This window comes from Nocardia jinanensis, assembly GCF_014645735.1.
Classification (GTDB): Bacteria; Actinomycetota; Actinomycetes; order Mycobacteriales; family Mycobacteriaceae; genus Nocardia; species Nocardia jinanensis.
Genome location: NZ_BMMH01000044.1, coordinates 1 through 21,634, shown reverse-complemented (window position 1 = coordinate 21,634; position 21,634 = coordinate 1). Strand labels below are relative to the sequence as shown.

Here is a 21,634-nt window from a genome sequence, read left to right as displayed (position 1 = left end):
CACACCCGGTTCCCCTGGGCCGCCGGGACATTACCGGCCCAACCGACCCAGGAAGAAAGGTAGGGCACCCATGACCACACAGGCAGCCGCGGCGACCGAGCACGACGCGTTCATCGCCGACTGGCAGGACTGGCATCGTCAGCAGGAAGCGCGTCTGGCCGATCCGCACGGATTCCTGGCGATCACCGGCCTGCACTGGCTCACCGGGACACCGCAGCGGTTCGCCGACGCGCCGGGCGCCTGGTCCACCGGAGCCGACGGTATCGAGGTAGTTCTCGACGACGGTGCGGAACTGGTGATCGACGGAACCGCGGTACGCGGCTCGTATCGGTTCGGAATCATCCCGGAACGTGGCGGGGTCGAGGCGGTCTGGGGCGATGCCGTCGTCGAGGTCGCCCGGCGCGGCGGTCACGATATCGTCCGCCCTCGGCACCCGGACAATCCGTTGCGGACCGCGTTCCACGGCACGCCCGCCTACGCACCGGACCCGAAATGGGTGGTCTTGGGACGGTACACCGCCTTCGCGGAACCCCGCCCGACCACTGTGGGAGCGGCGGTGGAAGGTTTGGAACACGTCTACGAGGCGCCCGGCCGGATCGAATTCGAGCTCGGCGGCGAGAAACTCGGGCTCACCGCATTCCCCGGGAAGGCGCCCGGCTCGCTATCGGTCCTGTTCACCGACACCACCTCCGGGGTCACCACCTACGCCGCCAACCGGGTATTGCAGGTGCCGCCACCGGCCGCCGACGGGACGGTGCACCTGGACTTCAACCGCGCCGCCAATCTCCCCTGCGCCTATACCGACCTGGCGACCTGCCCACTACCCCCCGCCGAGAACCGGCTCCCGGTCGCGATCGAGGCCGGGGAGAAGATCCCCTACGAGCGCCGGTGATCCGATGAGCGCCACCCCATCAGCGATCGAGACCCTGTCGTTCCTGACCCCGGGCAATTATGCCGACAGTAATCCCGCGGCCGGGCTGGAAGACACCCTCCGCCTGTTCGAGTTCGGTGAGCGTCTCGGTTTCGACGGCGCCTGGATCCGCCAGCGGCATCTCGAGCACGGCGTCGGGTCGGCGGCGGTGTTCCTGGCCGCCGCCGGCCAGCGGACCAGTCGCATCGAGCTGGGCACCGCCGTGATCCCGATCGGTTACGAGAGCCCGTTCCGGCTGGCCGAGGATCTGTCCATGGCCGATGTGTTGTCCGGCGGGCGTTTGCAGCCGGGCTTCAGCGCGGGCACTCCGCCACACGCCGAGCTGATCGGAGATCTCGTCTTCGACGGTGACTGGCGCGGCTACGACCTCTCCTACGGGCGCATCTCCCGGCTGATCGACAATCTCCGGGGCGAATACCTGGGTGATCTGGATACGGTGATCCACTCCCCCGGCAACACGCAGCGTCCCCGGCTGCAACCGCACAATCCGGGCCTGGCCGACCGCCTCTGGTACGGCGGTGGCAGCACCCGTTCGGTGCGCTGGGCGGGCGAGAACGGGTTGAACTTGCTCACCGGCAATATCGTTTTCGGCGAGCACAGCGACGATTTCGGCACCGCCCAGAGCACGCTGATCGACGAGTACCGGCGCCGCGTCGACGCGACCCGGCAGACCAGGCTCGCGGTGGGCCGGGTGATCGTGCCGGTCGACAGCGCAGACCGGGCTACCCAGGAGCGCTACCGGCGCTATGCGGCTGGGCGCTACGAGCGGACTCTCGCCCCGCAGGGGGACCGGCGGGTGCTGTTCGCACCGGATCTGGTCGGCACCGCCGACGAGATCGTCCATCGGCTGCGCACCGATCCGGTTCTCGTCCGGACCACCGAGCTGCGCCTGGAACTGCCGTACGAATTCCACCGCGGCGACTACGAGCAGATCCTGCACGACACCGTCGAATCGATCGCGCCCGCACTCGGCTGGCAGCCTGCCACGAAGGAGCCGTCGGCCGCCCGGCCCGAGCCGGCCGCGCCCGCCTGATCCGGCGCTCATCCGGACCACGTCCTTGCCGCATGCGACCGAATTCCCGGAAAGCAGGGAAATCCGGTTACGAACGCGGGGCGCGGCGGTGAGGTGGTATTCGGCCTCTGCCAGCTACTCCGGCTTCCATCGTCAACTGGTCTGACCACTTGACCTCTTACCAATCACCGGTCTACTGTCCTCCGCATGGCACTGAAACGGATCGCCCGGCGGTCGGTCCCGGACGAGATCTACGACCAGCTCGTCGACGACGTTCTCACCGGCGAGCTCGCACCCGGCTCGAGCCTGCCCGCCGAACGCCAGCTGGCCGAGGCACTCGGTGTGTCCCGGCCGACCGTCCGCGAGGCGGTACAGCGGCTCGCACGCGCCGGACTGGTGGAAATACGCCAGGGCGGTAGCACCACGGTTCGCGATCCACGTCGCTCCGGAGGCCTGGAGTTGCTACCGCGGTTGATCCTGCGGGGCGGTCGCCTGGACCACTCGGTGGTGCGGAGCATCCTGGAGACCAGGGCATCGCTGGGACGTGAAGTGGCCGGCCTGGCCGCCCGTCGCGACGGCGCAGCCGCCGGACCCGCCCTCACCGCCGCGGTGGACGCGCTCGCCACCGAACGGGATCCGCTGGCGCGCCAGCGAGTAGCGCTCACCTTCTGGGATCACCTCGTCGACGCCGCCGACTCGATCGTCTACCGCCTGCTGTTCAACCAGCTGCGCACCGTCTACGAACCCGCCATGGCAGCTCTCACCGGGGTGATGGATACCGAGGTGGGACAGCCCGACCGTTACCGCGCCCTCGCCACGGCCGTTATCGAGGGTGACGCCGAATCGGCCCGCGCCCGCGCCGAGACACTGCTCTCGCTGGCCAGCGCGGAATTCGACAACCTCCTGCACCGATTGGAACAGACCGCGCCATGAACCTCTCCCATACCCTGCGTGCGCGACGGGCCCGCAGCTCCGCGATCGACAGCGTCGCGTATCGGCGCCTGGCCGCCGACGAGGCGAAAGCCGCCCGGCGCGCACAGGAATCACTGCCGGATGTATTCCGGTCGTTCCTCCACGCCCCGTCGGCCTGGGTGATCGCCGGACTGCTGGTCGCCGCGGCCACCGCACGGATCCTGGTGGGCGACTGGCAGCTCACCGACGCACTGGTACCGGTGCTGATGGTGGCCGCGTTCCCGTTCGTGGAATGGGTCATTCACGTCTGCGTCCTGCACTGGCGGCCGCGCACGCTCGGCCGGTGGCGGATCGACTCACTGCTGGCACGTAAACACCGCGAGCACCATGCCGATCCACGCGTCCGGGAACTGGTCTTCATCCCGTGGCAGACCTTCCTCTGGCTGCTGCCCGTCCTGGTGGCCGTCGCGCTACTGGCCTTCGGCCGGCCCGGCCTGGGCCTGACGTTCCTGACGACCGTGGGCGTGCTGGGATTGGTGTACGAATGGACCCACCTCCTCGTACACACCGACTACCAGCCACACAACGCGATAGTGCGCGCGGTGCGCCGCAACCACCGCCTGCACCATTTCAAGAACGAGCACTACTGGTTCGCCGTCACCACCGCCGGGACCGCGGATCGGCTCCTCGGCACCTATCCCGATCCCGCATCGATCCCCAACTCCCCCACCGTGAAAGCCCTGCACAACTCCCCGGCAGCGTGAGATTCCCGCACGACCCTCGCCGCGGCGCGGATTCCGCCCCGCGGCCCGGTCGCGCCATGTAATGGGAGCACCACTCATCTCCGTAGGTGGGCTTTGCGACTTCCTCGCGTCGCACTGCGCACCGCCGTCGTGCACGGTGCTCCGGCTTCCGCCAGCCGATCGAGGTACGCGGTCGGGCGGGATGGAGCGACTGCGGCAGGTGGAACCCGGGAATGCTACCGGCCGGAGCATGTTCGAAACCCGTATTGCGCATACGCCGGTGGCACCGTCGGGCGATACCGGGTGCACGGGCGCCGGGGGCACAGGGTAGTAGTGATCCCACGAGCTTCACGGCGTTCGAGCGGTGCAGGGTTCGATGTGTACCGCAGGGCGGCCACCCTTCCAGGTTCCACCGAAACAGTTCCGAGGATGGCGTATGCACCGATTTCCCGGTCAGGACACGAACAAGGCGCCGCACGATATCGCCTGCCACGTGGAAAGCCTGCTCGATGAGCAGGCCCGCGTGGTCGACGAGCTGATGTCGGCCGAGACGGCGTATATCGAAGCAGTCGCCGAAGCTCAGCGGGCGGGCCTACTGAGCCGGGGTGAGCTGAGCGAGGCCTACACTCGGCTACATAGTTGGGGTATCTCCAATTTCTCGAACCGCTGGCGCAGGCTCGTCGGTGTCGTCCCGGAGCAACTACGCGCGGCACCGGTCGCGACGCCACCCGGTATCGAACCGCTGCCCGCGACTCGGATGCCGCCGGTGGATACCTACGGCCGGTGAGCGATATCGCCGTCGGGGTCGGTGACAGTTGGTGCCGGCCTGTACCAGTGGCGAGGGCATCGCCGGATGCCACCCGGTCGCCGTGACGCGGCGACCGGGTCGCGACCACTACCGCACGCGGTCGTAGACCAGCGCCATTTCACCCAGCTCACCGGCCTCCTGGTGCGTCAGAACCCATTTCGACGCGGGCAGGCCATCGTCGAACAGACGCTGCCCGCCGCCGGCGATCTTGGGTGTGATCATGAGGTACAGCCGGTCGAGCAGATCCGCGCGCAGCAGCGGTTTGATAATGCTCGAACTGCAGTTGACGAGAATATCGCCCACACCGCCGGCCTTCAGCTCACGCACGACGTCGGTGGCCGCGGCGTTCACGATGCGGGCGCGCTCCCAGGGCGCGTCGGTCAGCGTGGTCGACAGAACCACTTTCTCGGTATCGACCAGCCATTTCGCATATCCGCGGTCCCGTGGGTCGGCGTCGGCGTCGGCGGCGACCGACGGCCAGTAGCCGAGGAAACCCTCGGCATTGCGGCGGCCGAGCAGCACCGTCGTCGCGCCGTCCCAGATGCGGCTCAGATGGCGCCGGGCGACCTCGGTCGCCGCATACGCGACGATCGCGCCCAGATCGCCGGGACCGCCCGGCCCGCTGTAGCGGCCGTCGAGGGTGAGGTTGATATTCGCGGTCACGGAGCGTCCGGTGGATTCGGTCATCGTCGTACTTCCTTTTCGTTATCGGATTTTTCGTTGTCGAGCCCCGTACGGTCGCGACCGTCTGCGCCCACAGCGGAGGCGAGGTTGTCCAGTACCTGATGCCAGCCGGTGTCGATACCGGCGATGTACGGCACGGCCTCGACTTCGGTTTCGGTGATGGTCAGGCCCAGCCACAGCGCGGTCCCCTCTTCGGTTGCGGCGAGAGCCACGTCGTAATGGCCGGTGAACAAGATCTCCCCGGCCTCGCCGAATACCGACAGGTCGAATTCGAGGCTTTCGGGTTCCCGCGCCGCGCGGACCCGCCCCGCCGACCGATAGCGCCGGCCCTCGGCATCGCGGTAGTCGAGGATGGCGCGACCCTGCGGTTCCGGTTCCAGCACGCAGTCGGTGACCGTCATCGACGATGGCGCCCACCACGACGCGAGCAGGTCCCGATCGACCCAGTACCGCCAGACGACCTCGGGGGGAGCGGACAGGACACGCTCGAAGGAGAACGCGCGCCCGTCCGCCCATCGACCCCGTTCCGCGAGTGCGGATTCGGCGTCGATCGCGGCCCGGTAGCGCGTGATCACATCTCGTTCCCCGGCATGCGCTTCGGCGATATCGGCCAGGTCCCGCAGACGGCGAGCGAGCGCTGCCAGCGGCCGTGTCTCGATCGCGTAGACGCGGCGCTGCCCGAGCGGAAAGACCGTAACCAGCCCTGCCTGGGCGAGGGTACGCAGGTGCTTGGTGGTTTGCGGCTGCCGCAGACCGGTCATTTCGGCGAGTTCGCCCACCGACCGTGGCCGCTCCGCCAAGAGTTCGATCAGACGCCACCGCGCCCCATCCCCCAATGCTGATGCGATCAGATCCATGGTCAAAGTATTCACCGCGAGGAATATTCCTACCGCCGCCGCGATCTCCACGAAGTCGCGCACGCGGCGCTCGCGCCGGTTCTCGGCGACCGCGATACAGGTCTCGACAGGCTCCGTGTCCATCACCTGCCGGTAGACGAGGTCCGGCCGTGAATACGCCTCCGCCACACGCCGCGGCACCACCGCGATACCGTGCCCGGAGGCGATGAGTTCGAACTTCTCCTCGATCGACGCCGTTCGGCGCACCTGGGCGCCGAACGGCGGTTCCCGGCGAGATCTTCGATGAGCAAGGGCCTTTCGGCCGCCCGCGAACCGGCGAGCGGATGGCTCGCCGGAAGGCAGGCGATCTTCGACTCGGTGCCCACCACGACAACGTATTGCGCCAGGTGCATTCGATCCGTGACGAGGGTGTTTTCACCGGCACGCTCGCCGCCGATCTCCCCGCACCGCTGGCCTGGACCGGCGAAACGCTACCGCGCTTCGGGAGCAGGGCCCTCCAGGTAGGCGGCGATTCCGCCGATCAACGCCTCGAGCGCATCGTCGAGGTCGCCGTAGGTGCCCAGGGTCCGTTCCGAGGTGATACCGCGCATCGCCGCCGGGATAAGGGCGGCGACCTGCCGCACTTTGACCGGGTCCAGATCCATATCGGCGAAAGCACGCTGACAGGCCTTGTCCCAGTTCGGTTTCCACGACGCCAGTTCCGCGGCTGTGCGCGGATAGTCGCGTTCCAGTTCGGCGTGCTCGCGCGGTAGTGCGGCACGCAAGGTTTCGATCGCCAGCGATTCCGGTCTGCGCAGCCCGCCGGCCATGGCTTCGATCATGGCGGTCACCCGCTCGTGCACGGTTCCGTCCGGTTTGATCCCGGCGGGCAGGTCGCCGCGTTTATCCGCGGTGTGCCGCAGCACCGCCGCCCACAGGCCGTCGATATCGCCGAACTGATATTTGATCACCCCCCAGGTGGCGCCGATATCACGGGCGATCCGATTACCGGATACCGCCGCGGGATCGCCGGTGGCCAGCGAGGCGATCGCGGCTTCGAGCATGCTCTCCCGGGACTGGATCCCGCGCCTGTTCGCGCGTCGCCCGCCTACTGCCACCTCTGTCACGAGATCCGACTCTACCTGCCCTGACCTGGGTAATCCAGTTCAACGGAGCCCTCTTGTATTCTTTCAAAGAGGGTTCTATGCTCGATAGCGCCGCGTGACCGACGTCATATCGAAGCGCCATCGATGCCGTCGCAGCGCCCGCAACAGCCCTCGAAAGCCTGGAGGATCGCGATGGCAAAACCACCACTGCCGATGGAGCCGACAGGCTGGTTCCAGGTGGCCTGGTGTACCGAGATCACCATCGGCGCGGTGCACAGGATGAAGTACTTCGGCCGCGAGATGGTGGCCTGGCGCTCGGCGTCGGGCCGGACCGCCGTATTCGACGCCTACTGTGAGCATCTCGGCGCGCACCTCGGCTACGGCGGTCATGTGGAGGGCGAGAGCCTCGTATGCCCGTTCCACGGCTGGGAATGGAATCGCGAGGGCCGCAACGTCTGCATCCCGTACGAGAGCCACCCGAACAAGGGCCGCCGCATCCGCAGCTACCCGGTGGTCGAGCGCAACGAAGGCGTGTGGATCTGGTACGACATCGAGGGCCGGCCCCCACATTTCGAGGTGCCGGACATATTCTCGGCGTTCGGCGACGGTCGTACCGCCGCGGACTACTACCCCCCGGTTCCCGCGGCCACGCTGTATCGACCGGGGCTGGAACTGCATCCGCAGTACGTCATGGAGAACGGTGTCGATTTCGCGCATTTCAAGTATGTGCACAAGACCCCGTTCGTCCCGGAGTTCACCCGGCACGACTTCTCCGGCCCTGTCTCCTACGTGGATTTCACCATCGCCTTCGACGAGGGTGTGGCCGAGGATCAGGTCAACAGCGGAGTCGAATCGATCAACGCCGGATTGGGCTGCTCTGTCACGAAGAGCTGGGGCATGGTCGACAACCGCACCATGCCCGCGGTGACACCGGTCGACGAGCACACCTCCGATGTCCGGTTCACCGTATGGATCGGGCGGAAACCCGGCGACGAGAGCCCGGAGATCGGCTCTTATGGCAAGGCGATGGCCGGTTTCGTCATCGAACAGTTCGAAGCCGATATCCATATCTGGTCCCACCAACGCTATTCGGACCCACCGGCCCTCTCCCGCAAAGAGTTCGAGGGGTTCCGGGCCTTGCGCGCATGGGCGCAGCAGTTCTATCCCGTCGGCGCGGCGCCCGTATCCACCCCGAGCGTGAACGCGACCGCCACCGGTCCGTGACCACGCACCCGCCGTATCGATCCACCGACGCCACGAAGACAGAAAGGCCCACACCATGAGCACCTCCGGCAAGATCCGGGTATTCCAGGTCGCCACCGGTAATCTCGGCACCGAGATGATCGGGCGCATCCGCGACCATCCGGATCTCGAACTCGTCGGACTGCACTGCTACACCCCGGACAAGATCGGCCGGGACGCCGGTGAGATCGTCGGTACAGACCCGATCGGCGTAACCGCCACCGGTACGGTCGAGCAGATCATCGAGGCACGGCCCGATGTACTCACCTTCCACGGCGTCTTCCCCGACGAGGATCTCTACGAGCAGGTGCTCGAAGCCGGGATAGATGTGGTGACCACCGCGGATTGGATCACCGGGTTCCATCGCGATACCAACCATCCGCACCCGTCGGGCCGCAAGGTCAGTGAGGTCATCCAGGCGGCCTGCGAACGCGGCAATTCCACCTTCTACGGCACCGGCATGAATCCGGGCCTGGCCCAGATCCTCGGCATCGTGCACACGGCGGATGTCGCACGGATCGAGAACATCACCGTCACCGAATCGGTCGACGTGTCCTGCCACCATTCCGTCGACACCTGGAAGGCCGTGGGCTACGGCCGCCCGATCGACGACCCCGCCATTCCGGACTCGCTGCACAAGTACACCGCGGTTTTCGCCGACTCGGTGTACCTGATGGCCGATGCCTTCGATCTCGAACTGGACGAGGTCGCCTTCCACTACGAACTCGGCGCCTGCACCAAAGATGTCGACCTGGGCTGGTACTTCATGCCCAAGGGTTCACTCGGCGCCAACTACATCAAATACCAGGGCATGGTCGACGGCGTACCGCGCGTGGAGACCCACCTCGAATGGCAGATGACCCCGCATACCGATCCCGCCTGGAATATCAAGGGCTGCTACATCACCCAGATCACCGGCGACCCCAGTATCTACAGCAAGCATATGATCTTCCCGCGCAAGGGTTTCGACCTGTCGAACCCCGAGAACTTCGCCTCGATCGGGATGACCGTCACCGGGTTGCCCGCCCTCAATTCGATCAGGTCGGTCGTCGCCGCACGGCCCGGCATCATCACCAGTGCCGACCTGCCGCTGCGGGCGTTCGCCGGCCGCTTCGATATCTGAGAGATACGCGAGCCCCATACCGGAGTCGTCCGTGTGGGCCGGACCTATCGGACCGGACTGTCGGCGGTGGACCTCGGCACGCTCACCGTGTGGTGATCCAGTCGGCGATATCGTCGACGACCTGCACGTCCACGTGGTGGGGCCGGACGTAATCCGCGGGCAGAGAAATTCCGGCGCCGGGGAAGAACATGTGATCGTCGGCCGGATAGGTGCGGATCGTCACCTGGGGCCGGTCGGCGAGGGCGGCACGCCAGCCGGCCAGGTCGGCGGCCACGGTCACCTGATAGTCGCGTTCGCCCTGTAGGAAGAACATCGGCAGATCCAGCGTGGCGGCCACCGCGGCCGGGTCGTAGGCACGCAGGTCCAGCCAGTACGGCGCGGGCATTCCGAAGGGCAGCCGATCGGCCGGCGTGGTGGGCGAAAGGTCCTCGCCGTCCACCAGTTCCGCCTGGGCGGTAACGGTCTCGGCCGAAGGCAGGGCGGCCGCGGTCGCCGGATCGACCCGCCCGAGGTGTTCGACGACCCGCACCAGCGACCACTGCAACGGCACGGTGTCCCCGGCCAGGACGACCAGCCCGGCCACCGCGGGACCGGCGGCGACCGCTACCCGCGGCGCGAATCGGCCACCCATACTGTGGCCGATCACGAACACGCGGCCGGCGTCCACATTCGAGAGTCCGCGCAGGTGCTCGATCGCCGCGGTGGCATGCGGCACATACTCGTCGGTGGGCGTGAAGCCGACTGTTGCGGCGACCGACTCGGGGTGGGCGTGGGTGACCTTGTCGAACCGCAGCACCGCCACCCCGCGGCCGGCCAGCCCCCAGGCGATGTCCTTCAGGTTCTTGTTCGGGCCGGCGGTGCCGTCCCGGTCGAAGGGCCCGCCGCCGCCGAGCAGTACCGCCGCCGGAAACGGACCCTCACCACACGGCAGGGTGACGGTCCCCGGTACCACGAACTGCCCGGATCCCACTGTTGTTTCCCGCTCGGTGAAAGCGGCCGGATCGATATATTCCGGCGCCTGCCACGTCTCGGCACGATCCACGACAACTACCTTTCTCTATTTTGAGAAAGGTAGCACAGATGAGAACATTACTGCCGTGAACTCCCTGGAGCTGCTGGCACACCCGGTTCGGTTACGGATCGTGCACGCCATGTCCGCGGGCGAGGCCCACACGACCGCGCAGCTGTGCGCGCGCCTGCCCGACGTATCGAAGGCCACCGTCTACCGGCACGTCGATATACTCGCCTCCGCGGGCATCCTCGAGGTTGCCGGTGAACAGCGGGTGCGTGGCGCGGTGGAGCGCAGCTACCGGCTGCGACGGGAGTCGGCGGTGATCGATCCCGAGACGGCGGCCTCGGCAACGCCGGAGGATCACCGCGCGATCTTCGCGGCCGCCATGGCCACCCTGCTCGCCGAGTTCAACACCTATCTCGACAGCGGAAGTGCGGACCCCGCAACCGATCTGGTCGGCTATCGGCAGCACGCGCTGTGGCTGAGCCCGGCGGAGGTCGCGGAACTGATCGAAGATCTCCGGGCGGCACTCCTCCCGCGGCTGCGGAATTCTCCCGAACCCGGACGCGCCCAGTATCTGCTGAGCCCCGTCCTGTTCCCGACCGCGGGCCGACCTGCACCTGATCAGCCGGCGGATATCGAGCGGAATCCCTGATCGAACCGATATCCCGGCACATCGGACTCCGCACCTACTCGCACCGCGCACGATAGGACCGGGCCCACGATTCAGCCGAGTAGCGCGTGCGCGGCGGCATAACCCAGTGTCGACGCGACCAACCCGGCAGCGACACTGGCGACGGTATAGCCGATCGCATACCTGTAGGCACGCTGTTCGGTCAGGCGCACGGTCTCGTAGGAGAAGGTGCTGTAGGTGGTGAATGCGCCGCAGAACCCGGTGCCCGCCAAGACCGTCCACGCGGCCGGTAATCCCGCACCGGTGAGACACCCCAGAACCAGACATCCGGATATGTTGACCACGAAGGTGCCCCACGGGAACCGGCCGTCGTGCCGCGCTTGAACGGCTCGGTCCAGTACGTAGCGCAGCGGTGCACCGACCGCGGCCCCGGCGATCACCAGCAGTACGTTCACCGTGCCTCGCCCCCACCGATGCGCCGGGTGAGGCCGATGCCCAGTGCGCACGCCGCTACCGCCGCGAACAGGGTCGACACCAGATACACGGCACCGACCACCGCGCTGTCCGGTTCGAGCAGAGACCGGATATCGTTCGCGTAGGTGGAGAAGGTGGTGAAGCCGCCCAAAACCCCGACCCCCAGGAACGGGCGCAGCAGCGGATGCGCCGGGCGCAGTTCGGTGATCACCACCATCAACACACCGAGCAGGAAACTACCGGTGACATTGATGACGAACACTGCCCACGGGAACCCCCCGGCCGGTGTGGGCCAGTAGACGGTCAACCCGTATCGGGCCAGCGCGCCGAGCGCGCCGCCGGCGGCGATGACAGCGAGGATCGCGCCGTGGGAAGCGGTGAGTTCCGCGCGTTGAGGCGGGTCCCGCAGATCGATATCGGGGTTCACGGGCAGTGACGGTCCGTGGATGGGTCGCGGATCATCGGGCACAGCGGTCTCCTACTCCAAAGCCGTCCGGGCCGGACGGGATGATGGGGTAGGGACTGTCGGCGGACGGCCTGTCCGCGGTTGTTCCGGATCCGATGGCCGGAGCGGCGAGCCCCACCGCCGCGACCAGCAGTCTAGCGGCTCGCATTCCGTTCGCGGTGCACGGCCGGACGCATTGCACGGCTCACCGGCCCGCCGGCCCCACTTCGGTGGAGCCGGCCGCCGAGGACGCGGCACACGCCGGGGTTTCCGCACAGCGCGGCGTCCCGGGGGCCGGTTTCGGAACCCGGCGTCACGAGGTTTCGTACTGGCCGATCCGGCAGGTGTCCTCGACAGGCCGGGTGATCGACCAGATGCGGCGGAACCGGGAGACCGCGATCTTCCAGCGGCCGTCCTCGAAGATGTAGGAGTCCTCGTATTCGCCGGTGGACAGGGTATCGGTGTGGTCGAGCAGGTTCACCTGACGGAACTGCAGGGTCCACTGTCCGGAGGCGGTGCCATCTGCGTGCACGGTGATATCGGGATGCATACCGTGGTGCATATCGAGCACGACGTGTTTCCCGTCGACCCGGCGCAGGGCGATGGACTCGAATACCGCCGCCATACCGTCGGCGTCCGAAACACCGAGCTCGCCGTAATCGAGCACGGCACCCTCGGCTCGGAAACACTCGCGGAAACGCCCGGGGTCCTTGGCATCGCAGGCGCGGAAGTAGCGGTGTTTGAGCGCCTTGATCGCCTCGATCGTTTCCAGCACGGTCAGGCGCTGGGCCGGGTCGGAATCGGGCGACGGTGATCCGGACATTCGGCCTCCTCGTTCGATGACCGGTATCCGTTGCGCTACGCCGGGCCCCGGCCGAACCGGCTCGTATCGCATCCCATCACATCGCGACCGTTCGGTCGCGGCCCGGCTCGGCCGGAGCGGTCGCACCCGGGAACCTCCCGGGACTACCGATACCCGACGAGCGGTATGCGACGCGGCGAACCCGGCACGACCGCACCCACGAATCAGTGCCTCCGCTCCCGGACACCCGTTTCGCAAGGTTCCGGGGCAGGTTCAGACCGTCAGCAGGATGCCGGCGCCGGGGATCACCGCATTGGACTGCGGCGGCGCCTGGTACTGCTCGCGATTGTGGGTCACCGTCACCAGCACCGGACCGGCACCGGTCACCGCCCGAGCACCGGTGGGCAGGGCCGCGGCATACTGTTCGCCGCTCGGGACGCCGCTGTCCATCCAGTGCCGCAGATCGATACTGCCCGCGGTACCGCTGTTCAGGTTCCGCCAGTGCACGGTGATCCAGCGGTAGTTGTACTGGTAGTGGTAAGGGGCCGGCGTGGGCACCGAGAAGGTGATCGTCCCCAGCTGCTCACCCGTTGTTCCTATCACGGAGATCGTCTGGAGCACCCCGCCCGGGACGGCGCCGGGACCGAACTCCGGTCCGGTCACCACCGGAATCGGCAGCGGTGTCGCGACCGGGGCCGCGGATGCCGTGCTCATCGCACAACCCAGCGTCAACGGCGCGACCAGTGCGGCGATCATTACGGTTCTACGGGTACGGGACATAGGATCCTTTCCTCGGTCGGTAATTTCCCCACGCAGCGGATCGGTGCGCGGCGCCGGAGATCATCGCCCGGATAGAGCGTCCAGCGCGGGAGTAACACCCATCGGCATGCTCGGACGACAGTAACCGAGCAGGCGGGTACGAGCGCGGAAACGAGTTTCTCGGAACGCGATTCGTGCCGGATCCGACAGCCGGGGCCGAGCTGGAGGCGCGCCCGGCCGAAGATGCTCTACCCACGAAAGGCGCGTCGGGAACCATCGCCGAGTGGGGACGTTCGATGAGCTCGTGACCGAGCCGAGGGTCGCCGATATCAGCGGCCGGGGCTTCGACCGGCTCGCCTGCCGATCGAAGCATCGGCACCGGTGCGCGACACTGGGGCGGTGAGTACCGACAACGGCCGGACACCACCGGCGACCAGCGCCTCGATCATCGTCCTGACGCTGGCACGCCGAGTGGAGACCGAACTCAACGCGGCCCTGGCCACCTTGGATCTGACCGTCGGGCGTCTGGGCCTGCTCGGTCATATATCCGGCGTTCCAGGAGCGTCGTTCTCCGATCTGGCACGTATGTCGGGGATCAGCGTGCAGAGCGTGCACACCGCGGTGAAGGCGCTGGTCGGCGCCGGGCTGGTCCACGACCGCACCGCCCGGGCCGGTTCCGCCTCGGCGATCGAACTCACCCCGGACGGTGTCCGGCTGCTCCGAGCCGCCCAACTGGTGGTCGCCGAGGTCGACGAACGCCTGTTCGGACCCGACGCGGATCCCATACAACATCGGCTGGGTACCGCCGTCGTGGCCGCGTTCACGAGCGGTCCCGCTACATCCTGATCCGGGCGCCGCACCTGTTGCGGCGACTGAGCACCCGCCCGCCGCGAGCCCGTCGAGTGCGGAAGGATCCCGTAGTGTCGCCGCGACGACCGAGCGGTGCCACGCCTGGGCAGCAGAGGAGGCCGTGAATGCCGGGAACACCCTGGTCACACCGGATGGGGTTGACGATCCCGATCGTGAACGCGCCGATGGGCGGCGTGGCCGGTGGGCGACTCGCCGCCGCCGTCTCCGCGGCCGGTGGGCTGGGGATGATCGGTATGGGCAGCTCAGGATCGGTCGCGGCCCTGGAATACGAACTCACCCAGCTCGAGCCGGTGCCCGCGATGTTCGGTATCGGCTTGGTGGCCTGGGTGGTCGAACGCGAACCCGTCCTGCTGGACGCGGCCCTGGCCGCTCGGCCCGCGCTCGTCTCGGTCGGTTTCACCGAGGACTGGTCCTGGGTCGGCCGGGTGCACGCGGCCGGCATACCGGCGGTCGCCCAGGTCTACGACGGGGATCACGCGCGCCGGGCGGCGGCGGCCGGCGTGGATGTACTGGTCGCACGCGGACGTGAGGGCGGCGGCCACGGCGACCCACGGCTGGGCACGCTCGCGGTATTGGACGCGGTCCTCGAAGCGGTACGGGTCCCTGTACTGGCGGCCGGTGGAATCGCCACCGCCCGCGGTCTGGCGGCCGCGCTCGCCGCGGGTGCGGCCGGGGCCTGGCTCGGCACCTGTCTGTCGGTGTGCCCGGAGGCACTGACCCCGGAGCCCGCGCGCGCGGCGCTGTTGCGCGCCCATGCCACGGATACCGTCCTCACCCGCGTCTTCGACCTGGGGCAGCGACTGCCGTGGCCGGACCGCTATCCCGCACGCGTCCTGGCGAACGAGACCACCCGATGCTGGGCCGGCAGAGAAGGAGAGCTGTCGCTCGACGACGCGGCACGCGACGAGGTCGCGGCCGCCGCGGCGACGGGCGATCCCCGGCAGGCTCCGGTCGACGCCGGCGAGGGCGTCGGCGCGCTCACGCGGAGTCGTCCGGCCGATGAGGTCGTCACCGAGTTGTACCGAGAAGCCGCGAGGTTGCTCCAGCGGCAGCCGGGCGGCACCGACACAGGCACGGCCCCCGGGTCGGGAGCCGACGAATCCCGGTTCGGCGCCGGAAATTCGGAATCGGGCCACGAACAGGGCTCGCGCGCCTAGATCCACCCCTTCTTCCGGGCTTCGAGGGCGGCCTCGTAACGGTTGGACACACCGAGCTTGGCCATCGCCGCGGACAGGTAGTTGCGGGTGGTGCCCGGTGACAGGTGAGCGCGTCTGGCGATATCGTCCACCGACGATCCGTCCAGGGCATATTCGAGGACGTCGGCCTCGCGAGCGGTGAGCACGGAATCGCCGGCGCTGATGGCCTCGGCCGCCAGTTCCGGATCGACGTACCGTCCGCCGTTGTGGACGGTACGGATCACCTCGGCCAGCGTCGCCGCCGAGGTCGTCTTGGGCAGAAAACCGCGCACACCTGCGGCGAGGGCGCGTTTGAGGTAGCCGGGCCGACCATGACTGGTCACGATCAAGGTGGCCGCGCCCGGAGTGAGCCGCAGCAGTTGGACGGCGGTCTCGATACCGTCGATACCGGGCATCTGCAGATCGATGACGGCCACCGCGACCGGTTCGTCCGCGCCCCGGCGCTGCCACGCGGTGACGAGTTCCTCCCCGGAGCCGACATGGCCGACGACCTCGATATCGGTTTCGAGATCGAGCATCGTCGCCAGTGCCGCGCGGATCAGCGTCTCGTCGTCGGCGAGGAAGACCGGAATCATTGTTTCTCCCACAGTATTTCGAGGACGAACTCATCGGAGGACGCGGTGACGGCGAGGCTCGCGCCGACTGCGGCGAGACGTTCCGCGAGACCGCGCAGCCCCGAATGCTGACCCGGTATGCCACGGGGGCCGTCGTTGCGCAACGACATACCACTACCGCCGAACGCGAGAGTCGCCGTCGTCGCCGCGGAATGTTCGACGATATTCGTCGTGCCCTCACGCACCACCCAGGCCGCGACCTCGTGGAACCGAGGCGGGACCGCCGCCGGATCACCCTCGACGCCGAGCGCACAGCCCACTGCCGCGAGTAGCGAACGCGCACCGGCCACCTCGCCGAGCAGGTCGATCCCACGGTAGCCGCGGACCAGTTCGCGCATCTGCCCCATCGATTCGACCGCCAGCGCTTTGACCTCGTCCATCTCCGCCGTCGCTCGGTCGATATTCCCCGCCCGCGACAGCGCCACAGCGAGTTCGCTCTTCACCGCGATCGCCGAGAATCCGCGGCCGACGACATCGTGCAGGTCCCGCGCGAACCGCAGCCGCTCCTGCGCCACCTGGAGTTCGGCCTCGATCTCCTTGGCGTGTTCCACCTCGTCGACCACCCGCAGTCCCCAGACCGTGAGCCATGTCGTCGCGATGACGAAAGCCCCGCAGAGAAAGGTCACCACCGTCCCGGCCACCGCCGTCGACGGTGACGACGCGAAGACCAGCCCGGTCACCACGCTGAGCGCGAGCAGAATCCACCATTTGTACCGGATCAGCGATACGACGGAGAACACGCCCAGCACCGCCACGTAGACACCGGCCATCCGGGCCCGGACGAGAACCGATTCGTCGTCCGCCTGCCCGGCCACCACGGCGCACGCGAGCCAGACGCCCATCAGCGTCGCGATGGCGACGGGCAGTACCCAGCGATGGGTCGCCAGCTCGGACGATACGGCGAAATCGGCTCTGGCTTCCACTGCCACGACCGCCGCGATACCGGCGAGCACGATACCGGCGGCCGCCCACGGCGAGCGAGCGGTGACCGTCATGGCGACGACCACCGCTGCGATGGCGCTCTGGTAGGTGATACCGGTGTAGAGCCGGAACTTCGCGCCCGCCGGCAGCGCCCGCCAGCGGGCGGTCCAGCGGCTCACCCGCGGTCGTCCCAGCGGAAACTCCGGCGGGTCAGCGCGAACGCCAGGACGGTCCATATCGCCAGTGTCGCAAACGGGCGCCCGAGTTCGGCAAAGGTACCTGCGAAATCGAGCGCCGGTTCCGATGCCGCGGCGGTGGCGGTTTTCCCGGCTACCCCGAGTGACATCAGATCGGCCACGGCCGCGAACGGGGTCGAGTCGGCCAGATCGGCGAGGCGATCCGGCAGCATCGTACGGATGGAACCCATACCCAGCATCGCGATCGTCATCACCGGTAGCGAGGTGATCTGGGCGGCCTCGGCGTTCTTGGTGAACGTGCTGGTCGCGAGGGCCAATAGCGAGAACAGGACGATCCCGCCCACCAGAGCCAGCACGATCGCGACCGGGTTGACCGGCGCGGGCGCACCCGCACCGTAGACCACCGCGGCGACGACGACGGCGCAGCCCAGCGTCACCACCGCGCCCGGAATCGCGGGCGCGGTCCGGATCTGCCAATCGGTGGCCTCTCCCGTACGCAGTCGTTTCAGCACGCCCTCCCCGCGGCGCGTCGTGACCATCGACAGCACCGAGTAGTACTGCACGAACAACAAGGTGACCAGGGCCAGCAGTTCGAATGCCAGTACCGCGATATCGGCGGCGGGCGCATCGCCGCGGCGGGCGATGAAGAACATGGCGACCGGGATGCCGATGGGGAACACCGTGGCCATGTAGAGCAGCGTCTTGTTGCGCCGGAACTGAAGGTATTCGGCCTTCGCGAGTGCGGCGAGCGGGCGGCGGCGCGAGGCCGCGGCGCCTGGAGTCGCGGTGACGGTCATCGTGTGGCTCCGATCATTTCGGGGGCTTCCGCCGATGCAGCGGCAGGTTCGTTCGCGATATCGAGGAACACCGTCTCCAGAGATGCGGCGCGCGCCTCCAGCCCGCCCAGCCGCACTCCGTGCGCGGCGGCCCACGTGAGCAGCACCGACAGGTCTCCCTGCAGATCATGGGTGGTGACGGTGACCCGGCTCTGCGCGTCGATCCGCGCGGTGGACAAGGCCGGCAACGGCAGTCCCGGATGGTCGAAGACGATCCGCGCCGGATGACCGTCGACGATCTCGCGCAAGGTTCCGGCCCGTGCGACCTCTCCCCGGTGCATGATCGCGATCCGATCGGCCAGCGCCTCCGCCTCGTCGAGATAGTGCGTGGTGAGCACCATGGTCACCCCGTCGGCTTTGAGGTCGGCCAGCAGCCGCCAGGTCCCCCGGCGGCTCTCCGGATCCAGCCCGGTCGTCGGCTCGTCGAGAAACAACAGCCGCGGCTGCCCCAGCAGGGCACACGCCATATCGACGCGACGCTGCTCGCCACCGGACAGCGCGCCGACCCGCACATCGGCGCGATGGGTCAGAGCGACCTGCGCGAGCACCGTGGCGGTGGTCGCCGGATTGCTGCACGTTCCCCGCCACATCTCGAGGGTTTCGCGGACGGTCAGCTCGGCGGGCAGACCACCGGACTGCAACATGATGCCCACCTGGGGCCGCACCTGGTCACGGTGACGCACTGGATCGAGGCCGAAGATCTCCACCGAGCCGGCCGAGGGTTCGGCGAGTCCCTCCAGCAGGTCGAGTGTCGAGGTCTTACCGGCGCCGTTGGTGCCCAGTAGGGCGAAGACCTCTCCCTCGGCGACCTCGAGGTCTACGCCCCGGACCGCCTCGAACGCGGTCTTTCCGCGGCCGTAGGTCCGGCGCAGGCCGCGCGCCGTGACGACTTCGTTCGGCGGTCGTTCCCGTGATTGCCGACGATCGGGATATGCGCTGTTCATGGTCTCCACGATCGTGGAGCCGCCGTGTTTCCTGTAGTAAGCGCAGTCACCGGATTGTGGTGGATCGGTCATGGTCCGGTGATGACAAAAGTCATTCCGGTTCCCTCGCCGCAGGTGCCGCGGCGGGCGTATCCCGGAGCTCCGGCCACTGTCCCACCGAGTGCCGAACCGAGGAACGAACCCTACCGGGGCCTTGATATCCGCACTCCCCCAACATAATTGATCCAGCAAGCTCTGGACCGGATCAGTACTCCGGCCGTAGAATGAGTGGGGCGCCGAGCCGTTCTTCCAGTTCCCGCGCCGTCCGGCAGGCAGCGCCGGTCGGTCGCGAGACCCGTTGTTCCTTCTGATATTCCGTTCACTTCTTCACCGGGTCGTCGGTAGAGCTTCCCCGTCCCCGAGAGTCGCGCCCGAGATATCGGCACCCGGCTGCCACACAGGTTCCCTACGAGCCACCCGCGTCCCTTTTCCCTCACCCCTGAAAGAAACTCCCGGCCGCGCCATCGGCACAGCGTCCGTGCGCACGCACCGGCACAGCGGGCCCGTCCGATCGGCTCCACGACCGGGCGGACCACCTCAGTGACATCGGAAACGACCGTCCCCCAGTAGACTTCGGAGACACGAGATGACATCGGATATCGGTGAACACCAGGGCGCATCGGCGGATGCGGTCGAACACCACTACGACATCGGAACCGAGTTCTACCGGCTGTGGCTGGACCCCGGCCTCACCTACTCGTGTGCGATGTGGGCCGACGGCGACGATCTCCGCGGCGCTCAACAGCGAAAACTCGACTACCTGATCGAGCAGGCGCAGATCGGCGGGGCCGGACGGGTTCTCGATATCGGTTGCGGCTGGGGAAGTCTGATGCGGGCCGTCGCCGATCGCAACGACCATGCGCTGATCACCGGGCTCACCCTCAGCCGGGACCAGTACCAGCACATCCTCGCCGATCCCCCGGATCGCACCGAGGTCCGCCTGGAACACTGGAACGACCACCGTCCCGGTATTCCCTACGACGTGATCTTCTGCGTCGGGGCGCTCGAACATTTCGTCCGGTTCGGGCTGTCGCGCCGGGAACGCACCGCGACGTACCGGTCGTTCTTCGCCTACTGCCACAGCATGCTGGCTCCCGGCGGGCGGCTCGTGGTCCAGACGATCGGGAAGGGCAACCGTCCGCTCGACCAGGTCTCGATCACCGATGTGCAGTTCCTGGCCAACGAGATCTTTCCCGAATCGGATCCGCCCCGGCTCGCGGAACTCGCGCACGCCTCGGAGAAGTTGTTCGAGATCCGCTCGGTGATCAACGACCGCCTCGACTATTCGACGACCTGCGCGGAATGGCTGCACCGCCTACGGACGCATCGGGCCGAGGCGGAGCGGGCGGCCGGAACGCGTGTCACCGAGGCCTACGAACGCTATCTGGAGGCATCCATCCGGCAGTTCGACGAACAGCATCTGGTGCTGTATCGAATAGCGCTCCGGAAGGCGGACGGTCCGCTGTCCGGGTAACCGCGTCACACCGGCCGCTCGGCCGCTCCGTCCTGCGGCGGTGATACCGCCCGGGGAGCCGTGGCGGCCGCCGGTTCGGCTCGGTCGAGCAGTCGTTTGGGATGCATACCGTCGACGGCACCCATGAACGGCGGATGGATGCTGTAGCCCAGCATCCGGCGGATGTCCTCCGATACGGTCCGCACGGTTTCCCGGCTGGTGGCCAAGGTGTACGCCTCCTGCGGCCGTAGCCACGGTTCGCAGTACTGCGCGGTCACCCCCAGTCGCGAACCGGCGGACCGGTTCGCGCCACCGCCGTGCCACAGTGTGCCGAGATAGAACGCACACGATCCCGCGGGCATACGCACCGCCAGCCGGGTATCGGCCTCTTCGGGGCCGCGTCCGGAACCCCACTGATGACTGCCGGGTAATACGACCGTGCCACCGTTGGATTCGGTGAACGGATCGATCGCCCACATCGTGGCGGCACTCAGCGGCGGCCGGGGCCGCGGGAGCGGATAGAAACCGTCGTCGTGGTGCAACATCTGAGCTCGTTCACCGGGGTGTATCTCGATCGCCTGCAGCTGGGAGAGCAGATAATTGGGTAGGAACAACTTGTCGAGCAGGGCGAGCACGCGGGGATGCTCGACGACCCCGTCGCATGCGCGGGTCTTCTCGAGCAAGTTGTAGGCCCGCCTGGTCCGCTGCCCCTCGAAAGTGTTGCGGCCGGTCCGCCCGAGCAGAGGCGCGATCGCGACGCGCAGCCGCTCGCATTCCTCGGCGGTGAGCAGGTTCTCCCAGATGATATAACCGTCCCGCTCGACAGCCGCCAGGTCCGCGGCGACGACCGCCGGATCGATCACCCGAAGGGAAGTATTGGCGGTGGCCGGATGGCGGCGCGCCAGATCGACCCGTAGATCGTCCAGTGTGTGAATGACATCCACCGCGCGCGGCGATCGTGCAGAGTTCATGACTGCCCTACCTTTCTTCCTGGGTCGGTTGGGCCGGTAATGTCCCGGCGGCCCAGGGGAACCGGGTGTG

At 67.7% G+C, this 21,634-nt stretch carries 24 protein-coding genes; 11 read left to right on the top strand and 13 right to left on the bottom strand.

Annotation, left to right across the window (positions count from 1 at the left end; genetic code table 11):
- Positions 1 to 70: 70 nt before the first annotated feature.
- The 5 genes from IEY68_RS35305 to IEY68_RS35285 all read left to right on the top strand — a co-directional run bounded on the left by IEY68_RS35305 (position 71) and on the right by IEY68_RS35285 (position 4,385).
- Positions 71 to 892, top strand: a complete 822-nt coding sequence (locus IEY68_RS35305; protein ID WP_058856887.1) for a DUF1684 domain-containing protein — start codon at positions 71 to 73, stop codon at positions 890 to 892.
- Between the two features lie 4 nt (positions 893 to 896).
- Complete coding sequence (locus IEY68_RS35300) at positions 897 to 1,964, top strand: LLM class flavin-dependent oxidoreductase (protein ID WP_058856886.1); 1,068 nt, start codon at positions 897 to 899, stop codon at positions 1,962 to 1,964.
- A 186-nt stretch (positions 1,965 to 2,150) separates the two neighbouring features.
- On the top strand, positions 2,151 to 2,876 hold the full coding sequence (locus IEY68_RS35295) for a FadR/GntR family transcriptional regulator (protein WP_058856885.1): 726 nt from the start codon (positions 2,151 to 2,153) through the stop codon (positions 2,874 to 2,876).
- Positions 2,873 to 3,619: a sterol desaturase family protein gene (locus tag IEY68_RS35290; RefSeq protein ID WP_082681652.1), complete on the top strand. Its 747-nt coding sequence runs from the start codon at positions 2,873 to 2,875 to the stop codon at positions 3,617 to 3,619. The genes IEY68_RS35295 and IEY68_RS35290 overlap by 4 nt, the downstream gene beginning before the upstream one ends.
- A 415-nt stretch (positions 3,620 to 4,034) precedes the next feature.
- Positions 4,035 to 4,385 carry a hypothetical protein gene (locus IEY68_RS35285; RefSeq protein WP_058856884.1) on the top strand — a complete coding sequence of 117 codons (351 nt, stop codon included), beginning with the start codon at positions 4,035 to 4,037 and terminating at the stop codon, positions 4,383 to 4,385.
- Between the two features lie 108 nt (positions 4,386 to 4,493).
- Here IEY68_RS35285 and IEY68_RS35280 read toward each other — a convergent pair whose 3' ends face one another.
- The 3 genes from IEY68_RS35280 to IEY68_RS35265 all read right to left on the bottom strand — a co-directional run bounded on the left by IEY68_RS35280 (position 4,494) and on the right by IEY68_RS35265 (position 7,053).
- Positions 4,494 to 5,093: a dihydrofolate reductase family protein gene (locus tag IEY68_RS35280; RefSeq protein WP_058856883.1), complete on the bottom strand. Its 600-nt coding sequence runs from the start codon at positions 5,091 to 5,093 to the stop codon at positions 4,494 to 4,496.
- Positions 5,090 to 6,289 (bottom strand): metalloregulator ArsR/SmtB family transcription factor, encoded by a 1,200-nt coding sequence (locus tag IEY68_RS35275; RefSeq protein WP_324609289.1) that lies wholly within the window; start codon positions 6,287 to 6,289, stop codon positions 5,090 to 5,092. Before IEY68_RS35275 ends, IEY68_RS35280 begins: the two co-directional genes overlap by 4 nt.
- A gap of 128 nt (positions 6,290 to 6,417) precedes the next feature.
- Positions 6,418 to 7,053 carry a TetR/AcrR family transcriptional regulator gene (locus IEY68_RS35265; RefSeq protein ID WP_082681650.1) on the bottom strand — a complete coding sequence of 212 codons (636 nt, stop codon included), beginning with the start codon at positions 7,051 to 7,053 and terminating at the stop codon, positions 6,418 to 6,420.
- Positions 7,054 to 7,224: 171 nt separating this feature from the next.
- Here IEY68_RS35265 and IEY68_RS35260 point away from each other — a divergent pair, with 171 nt between their 5' ends.
- Both IEY68_RS35260 and IEY68_RS35255 read left to right on the top strand, forming a co-directional pair.
- The gene (locus IEY68_RS35260; RefSeq protein ID WP_058856881.1) at positions 7,225 to 8,256 is read left to right on the top strand and encodes a Rieske 2Fe-2S domain-containing protein; all 1,032 of its coding nucleotides are present in this window, start codon (positions 7,225 to 7,227) and stop codon (positions 8,254 to 8,256) included.
- Positions 8,257 to 8,311: 55 nt separating this feature from the next.
- A complete protein-coding gene (locus tag IEY68_RS35255; RefSeq protein ID WP_058856880.1) occupies positions 8,312 to 9,397 on the top strand; it encodes an NAD(P)H-dependent amine dehydrogenase family protein in 1,086 nt (361 codons plus the stop codon).
- An 82-nt stretch (positions 9,398 to 9,479) separates the two neighbouring features.
- Here the strand turns inward: IEY68_RS35255 and IEY68_RS35250 are convergent, their stop codons facing one another.
- Positions 9,480 to 10,439: an alpha/beta hydrolase family protein gene (locus IEY68_RS35250; RefSeq protein ID WP_058856879.1), complete on the bottom strand. Its 960-nt coding sequence runs from the start codon at positions 10,437 to 10,439 to the stop codon at positions 9,480 to 9,482.
- A gap of 55 nt (positions 10,440 to 10,494) precedes the next feature.
- Here IEY68_RS35250 and IEY68_RS35245 point away from each other — a divergent pair, with 55 nt between their 5' ends.
- Entirely contained in the window at positions 10,495 to 11,064 is a 570-nt protein-coding gene (locus IEY68_RS35245) for a helix-turn-helix domain-containing protein (protein WP_058856878.1), read from the top strand.
- 71 nt (positions 11,065 to 11,135) lie between these two features.
- On the opposite strand, the gene crcB is transcribed toward IEY68_RS35245, so the two are convergent.
- The 4 genes from crcB to IEY68_RS35225 form a co-directional block, all read right to left on the bottom strand.
- Positions 11,136 to 11,498: a fluoride efflux transporter CrcB gene (gene crcB / locus IEY68_RS35240; RefSeq protein ID WP_058856877.1), complete on the bottom strand. Its 363-nt coding sequence runs from the start codon at positions 11,496 to 11,498 to the stop codon at positions 11,136 to 11,138.
- The gene (locus IEY68_RS35235) at positions 11,495 to 11,986 is read right to left on the bottom strand and encodes a fluoride efflux transporter FluC (protein WP_229719231.1); all 492 of its coding nucleotides are present in this window, start codon (positions 11,984 to 11,986) and stop codon (positions 11,495 to 11,497) included. The genes crcB and IEY68_RS35235 overlap by 4 nt, the downstream gene beginning before the upstream one ends.
- A 289-nt stretch (positions 11,987 to 12,275) precedes the next feature.
- Complete coding sequence (locus IEY68_RS35230; protein ID WP_058856876.1) at positions 12,276 to 12,785, bottom strand: nuclear transport factor 2 family protein; 510 nt, start codon at positions 12,783 to 12,785, stop codon at positions 12,276 to 12,278.
- Positions 12,786 to 13,037: 252 nt separating this feature from the next.
- Positions 13,038 to 13,544: a hypothetical protein gene (locus tag IEY68_RS35225; RefSeq protein WP_229719230.1), complete on the bottom strand. Its 507-nt coding sequence runs from the start codon at positions 13,542 to 13,544 to the stop codon at positions 13,038 to 13,040.
- Positions 13,545 to 13,922: 378 nt separating this feature from the next.
- Between IEY68_RS35225 and IEY68_RS35220 the strand changes: the two genes are divergently transcribed.
- The gene (locus tag IEY68_RS35220) at positions 13,923 to 14,369 is read left to right on the top strand and encodes a MarR family winged helix-turn-helix transcriptional regulator (RefSeq protein ID WP_058856874.1); all 447 of its coding nucleotides are present in this window, start codon (positions 13,923 to 13,925) and stop codon (positions 14,367 to 14,369) included.
- Between the two features lie 128 nt (positions 14,370 to 14,497).
- On the top strand, positions 14,498 to 15,550 hold the full coding sequence (locus IEY68_RS35215) for an NAD(P)H-dependent flavin oxidoreductase (RefSeq protein ID WP_082681649.1): 1,053 nt from the start codon (positions 14,498 to 14,500) through the stop codon (positions 15,548 to 15,550).
- Here IEY68_RS35215 and IEY68_RS35210 read toward each other — a convergent pair.
- From IEY68_RS35210 to IEY68_RS35195, 4 genes are read right to left on the bottom strand one after another with little or no spacing between them, the layout of a single operon-like run.
- Positions 15,547 to 16,164, bottom strand: a complete 618-nt coding sequence (locus tag IEY68_RS35210; protein ID WP_058856873.1) for a response regulator transcription factor — start codon at positions 16,162 to 16,164, stop codon at positions 15,547 to 15,549. The two genes, IEY68_RS35215 and IEY68_RS35210, sit on opposite strands and share 4 nt — an antisense overlap.
- On the bottom strand, positions 16,161 to 17,303 hold the full coding sequence (locus tag IEY68_RS35205) for a sensor histidine kinase (protein ID WP_058856872.1): 1,143 nt from the start codon (positions 17,301 to 17,303) through the stop codon (positions 16,161 to 16,163). Before IEY68_RS35205 ends, IEY68_RS35210 begins: the two co-directional genes overlap by 4 nt.
- A complete protein-coding gene (locus IEY68_RS35200; RefSeq protein ID WP_058856871.1) occupies positions 17,300 to 18,118 on the bottom strand; it encodes an ABC transporter permease in 819 nt (272 codons plus the stop codon). Before IEY68_RS35200 ends, IEY68_RS35205 begins: the two co-directional genes overlap by 4 nt.
- Positions 18,115 to 19,101 (bottom strand): ABC transporter ATP-binding protein, encoded by a 987-nt coding sequence (locus tag IEY68_RS35195; RefSeq protein WP_058856888.1) that lies wholly within the window; start codon positions 19,099 to 19,101, stop codon positions 18,115 to 18,117. The genes IEY68_RS35200 and IEY68_RS35195 overlap by 4 nt, the downstream gene beginning before the upstream one ends.
- Positions 19,102 to 19,726: 625 nt before the next feature.
- On the opposite strand from IEY68_RS35195, the gene IEY68_RS35190 reads away from it, so the two are divergent.
- The gene (locus tag IEY68_RS35190; RefSeq protein ID WP_058856870.1) at positions 19,727 to 20,614 is read left to right on the top strand and encodes a class I SAM-dependent methyltransferase; all 888 of its coding nucleotides are present in this window, start codon (positions 19,727 to 19,729) and stop codon (positions 20,612 to 20,614) included.
- A 5-nt stretch (positions 20,615 to 20,619) separates the two neighbouring features.
- Here the strand turns inward: IEY68_RS35190 and IEY68_RS35185 are convergent, their stop codons facing one another.
- Positions 20,620 to 21,564: a phytanoyl-CoA dioxygenase family protein gene (locus IEY68_RS35185; protein ID WP_058856869.1), complete on the bottom strand. Its 945-nt coding sequence runs from the start codon at positions 21,562 to 21,564 to the stop codon at positions 20,620 to 20,622.
- Positions 21,565 to 21,634 lie beyond the last annotated feature (70 nt).

What these genes read in the sequence shown, in the direction of transcription:
- IEY68_RS35305 (WP_058856887.1), top strand. Translation starts at nt 71, where the DNA reads ATGACCACACAGGCAGCCGCGGCGACCGAGCACGACGCGTTCATCGCC.
- IEY68_RS35300 (WP_058856886.1), top strand. Translation starts at nt 897, where the DNA reads ATGAGCGCCACCCCATCAGCGATCGAGACCCTGTCGTTCCTGACCCCG.
- IEY68_RS35295 (WP_058856885.1), top strand. Translation starts at nt 2,151, where the DNA reads ATGGCACTGAAACGGATCGCCCGGCGGTCGGTCCCGGACGAGATCTAC.
- IEY68_RS35290 (WP_082681652.1), top strand. Translation starts at nt 2,873, where the DNA reads ATGAACCTCTCCCATACCCTGCGTGCGCGACGGGCCCGCAGCTCCGCG.
- IEY68_RS35285 (WP_058856884.1), top strand. Translation starts at nt 4,035, where the DNA reads ATGCACCGATTTCCCGGTCAGGACACGAACAAGGCGCCGCACGATATC.
- IEY68_RS35280 (WP_058856883.1), bottom strand. Translation starts at nt 5,093, where the DNA reads ATGACCGAATCCACCGGACGCTCCGTGACCGCGAATATCAACCTCACC.
- IEY68_RS35260 (WP_058856881.1), top strand. Translation starts at nt 7,225, where the DNA reads ATGGCAAAACCACCACTGCCGATGGAGCCGACAGGCTGGTTCCAGGTG.
- IEY68_RS35255 (WP_058856880.1), top strand. Translation starts at nt 8,312, where the DNA reads ATGAGCACCTCCGGCAAGATCCGGGTATTCCAGGTCGCCACCGGTAAT.
- IEY68_RS35230 (WP_058856876.1), bottom strand. Translation starts at nt 12,785, where the DNA reads ATGTCCGGATCACCGTCGCCCGATTCCGACCCGGCCCAGCGCCTGACC.
- IEY68_RS35225 (WP_229719230.1), bottom strand. Translation starts at nt 13,544, where the DNA reads ATGTCCCGTACCCGTAGAACCGTAATGATCGCCGCACTGGTCGCGCCG.
- IEY68_RS35215 (WP_082681649.1), top strand. Translation starts at nt 14,498, where the DNA reads ATGCCGGGAACACCCTGGTCACACCGGATGGGGTTGACGATCCCGATC.
- IEY68_RS35210 (WP_058856873.1), bottom strand. Translation starts at nt 16,164, where the DNA reads ATGATTCCGGTCTTCCTCGCCGACGACGAGACGCTGATCCGCGCGGCA.
- IEY68_RS35200 (WP_058856871.1), bottom strand. Translation starts at nt 18,118, where the DNA reads ATGACCGTCACCGCGACTCCAGGCGCCGCGGCCTCGCGCCGCCGCCCG.
- IEY68_RS35195 (WP_058856888.1), bottom strand. Translation starts at nt 19,101, where the DNA reads ATGAACAGCGCATATCCCGATCGTCGGCAATCACGGGAACGACCGCCG.
- IEY68_RS35190 (WP_058856870.1), top strand. Translation starts at nt 19,727, where the DNA reads ATGACATCGGATATCGGTGAACACCAGGGCGCATCGGCGGATGCGGTC.
- IEY68_RS35185 (WP_058856869.1), bottom strand. Translation starts at nt 21,564, where the DNA reads ATGAACTCTGCACGATCGCCGCGCGCGGTGGATGTCATTCACACACTG.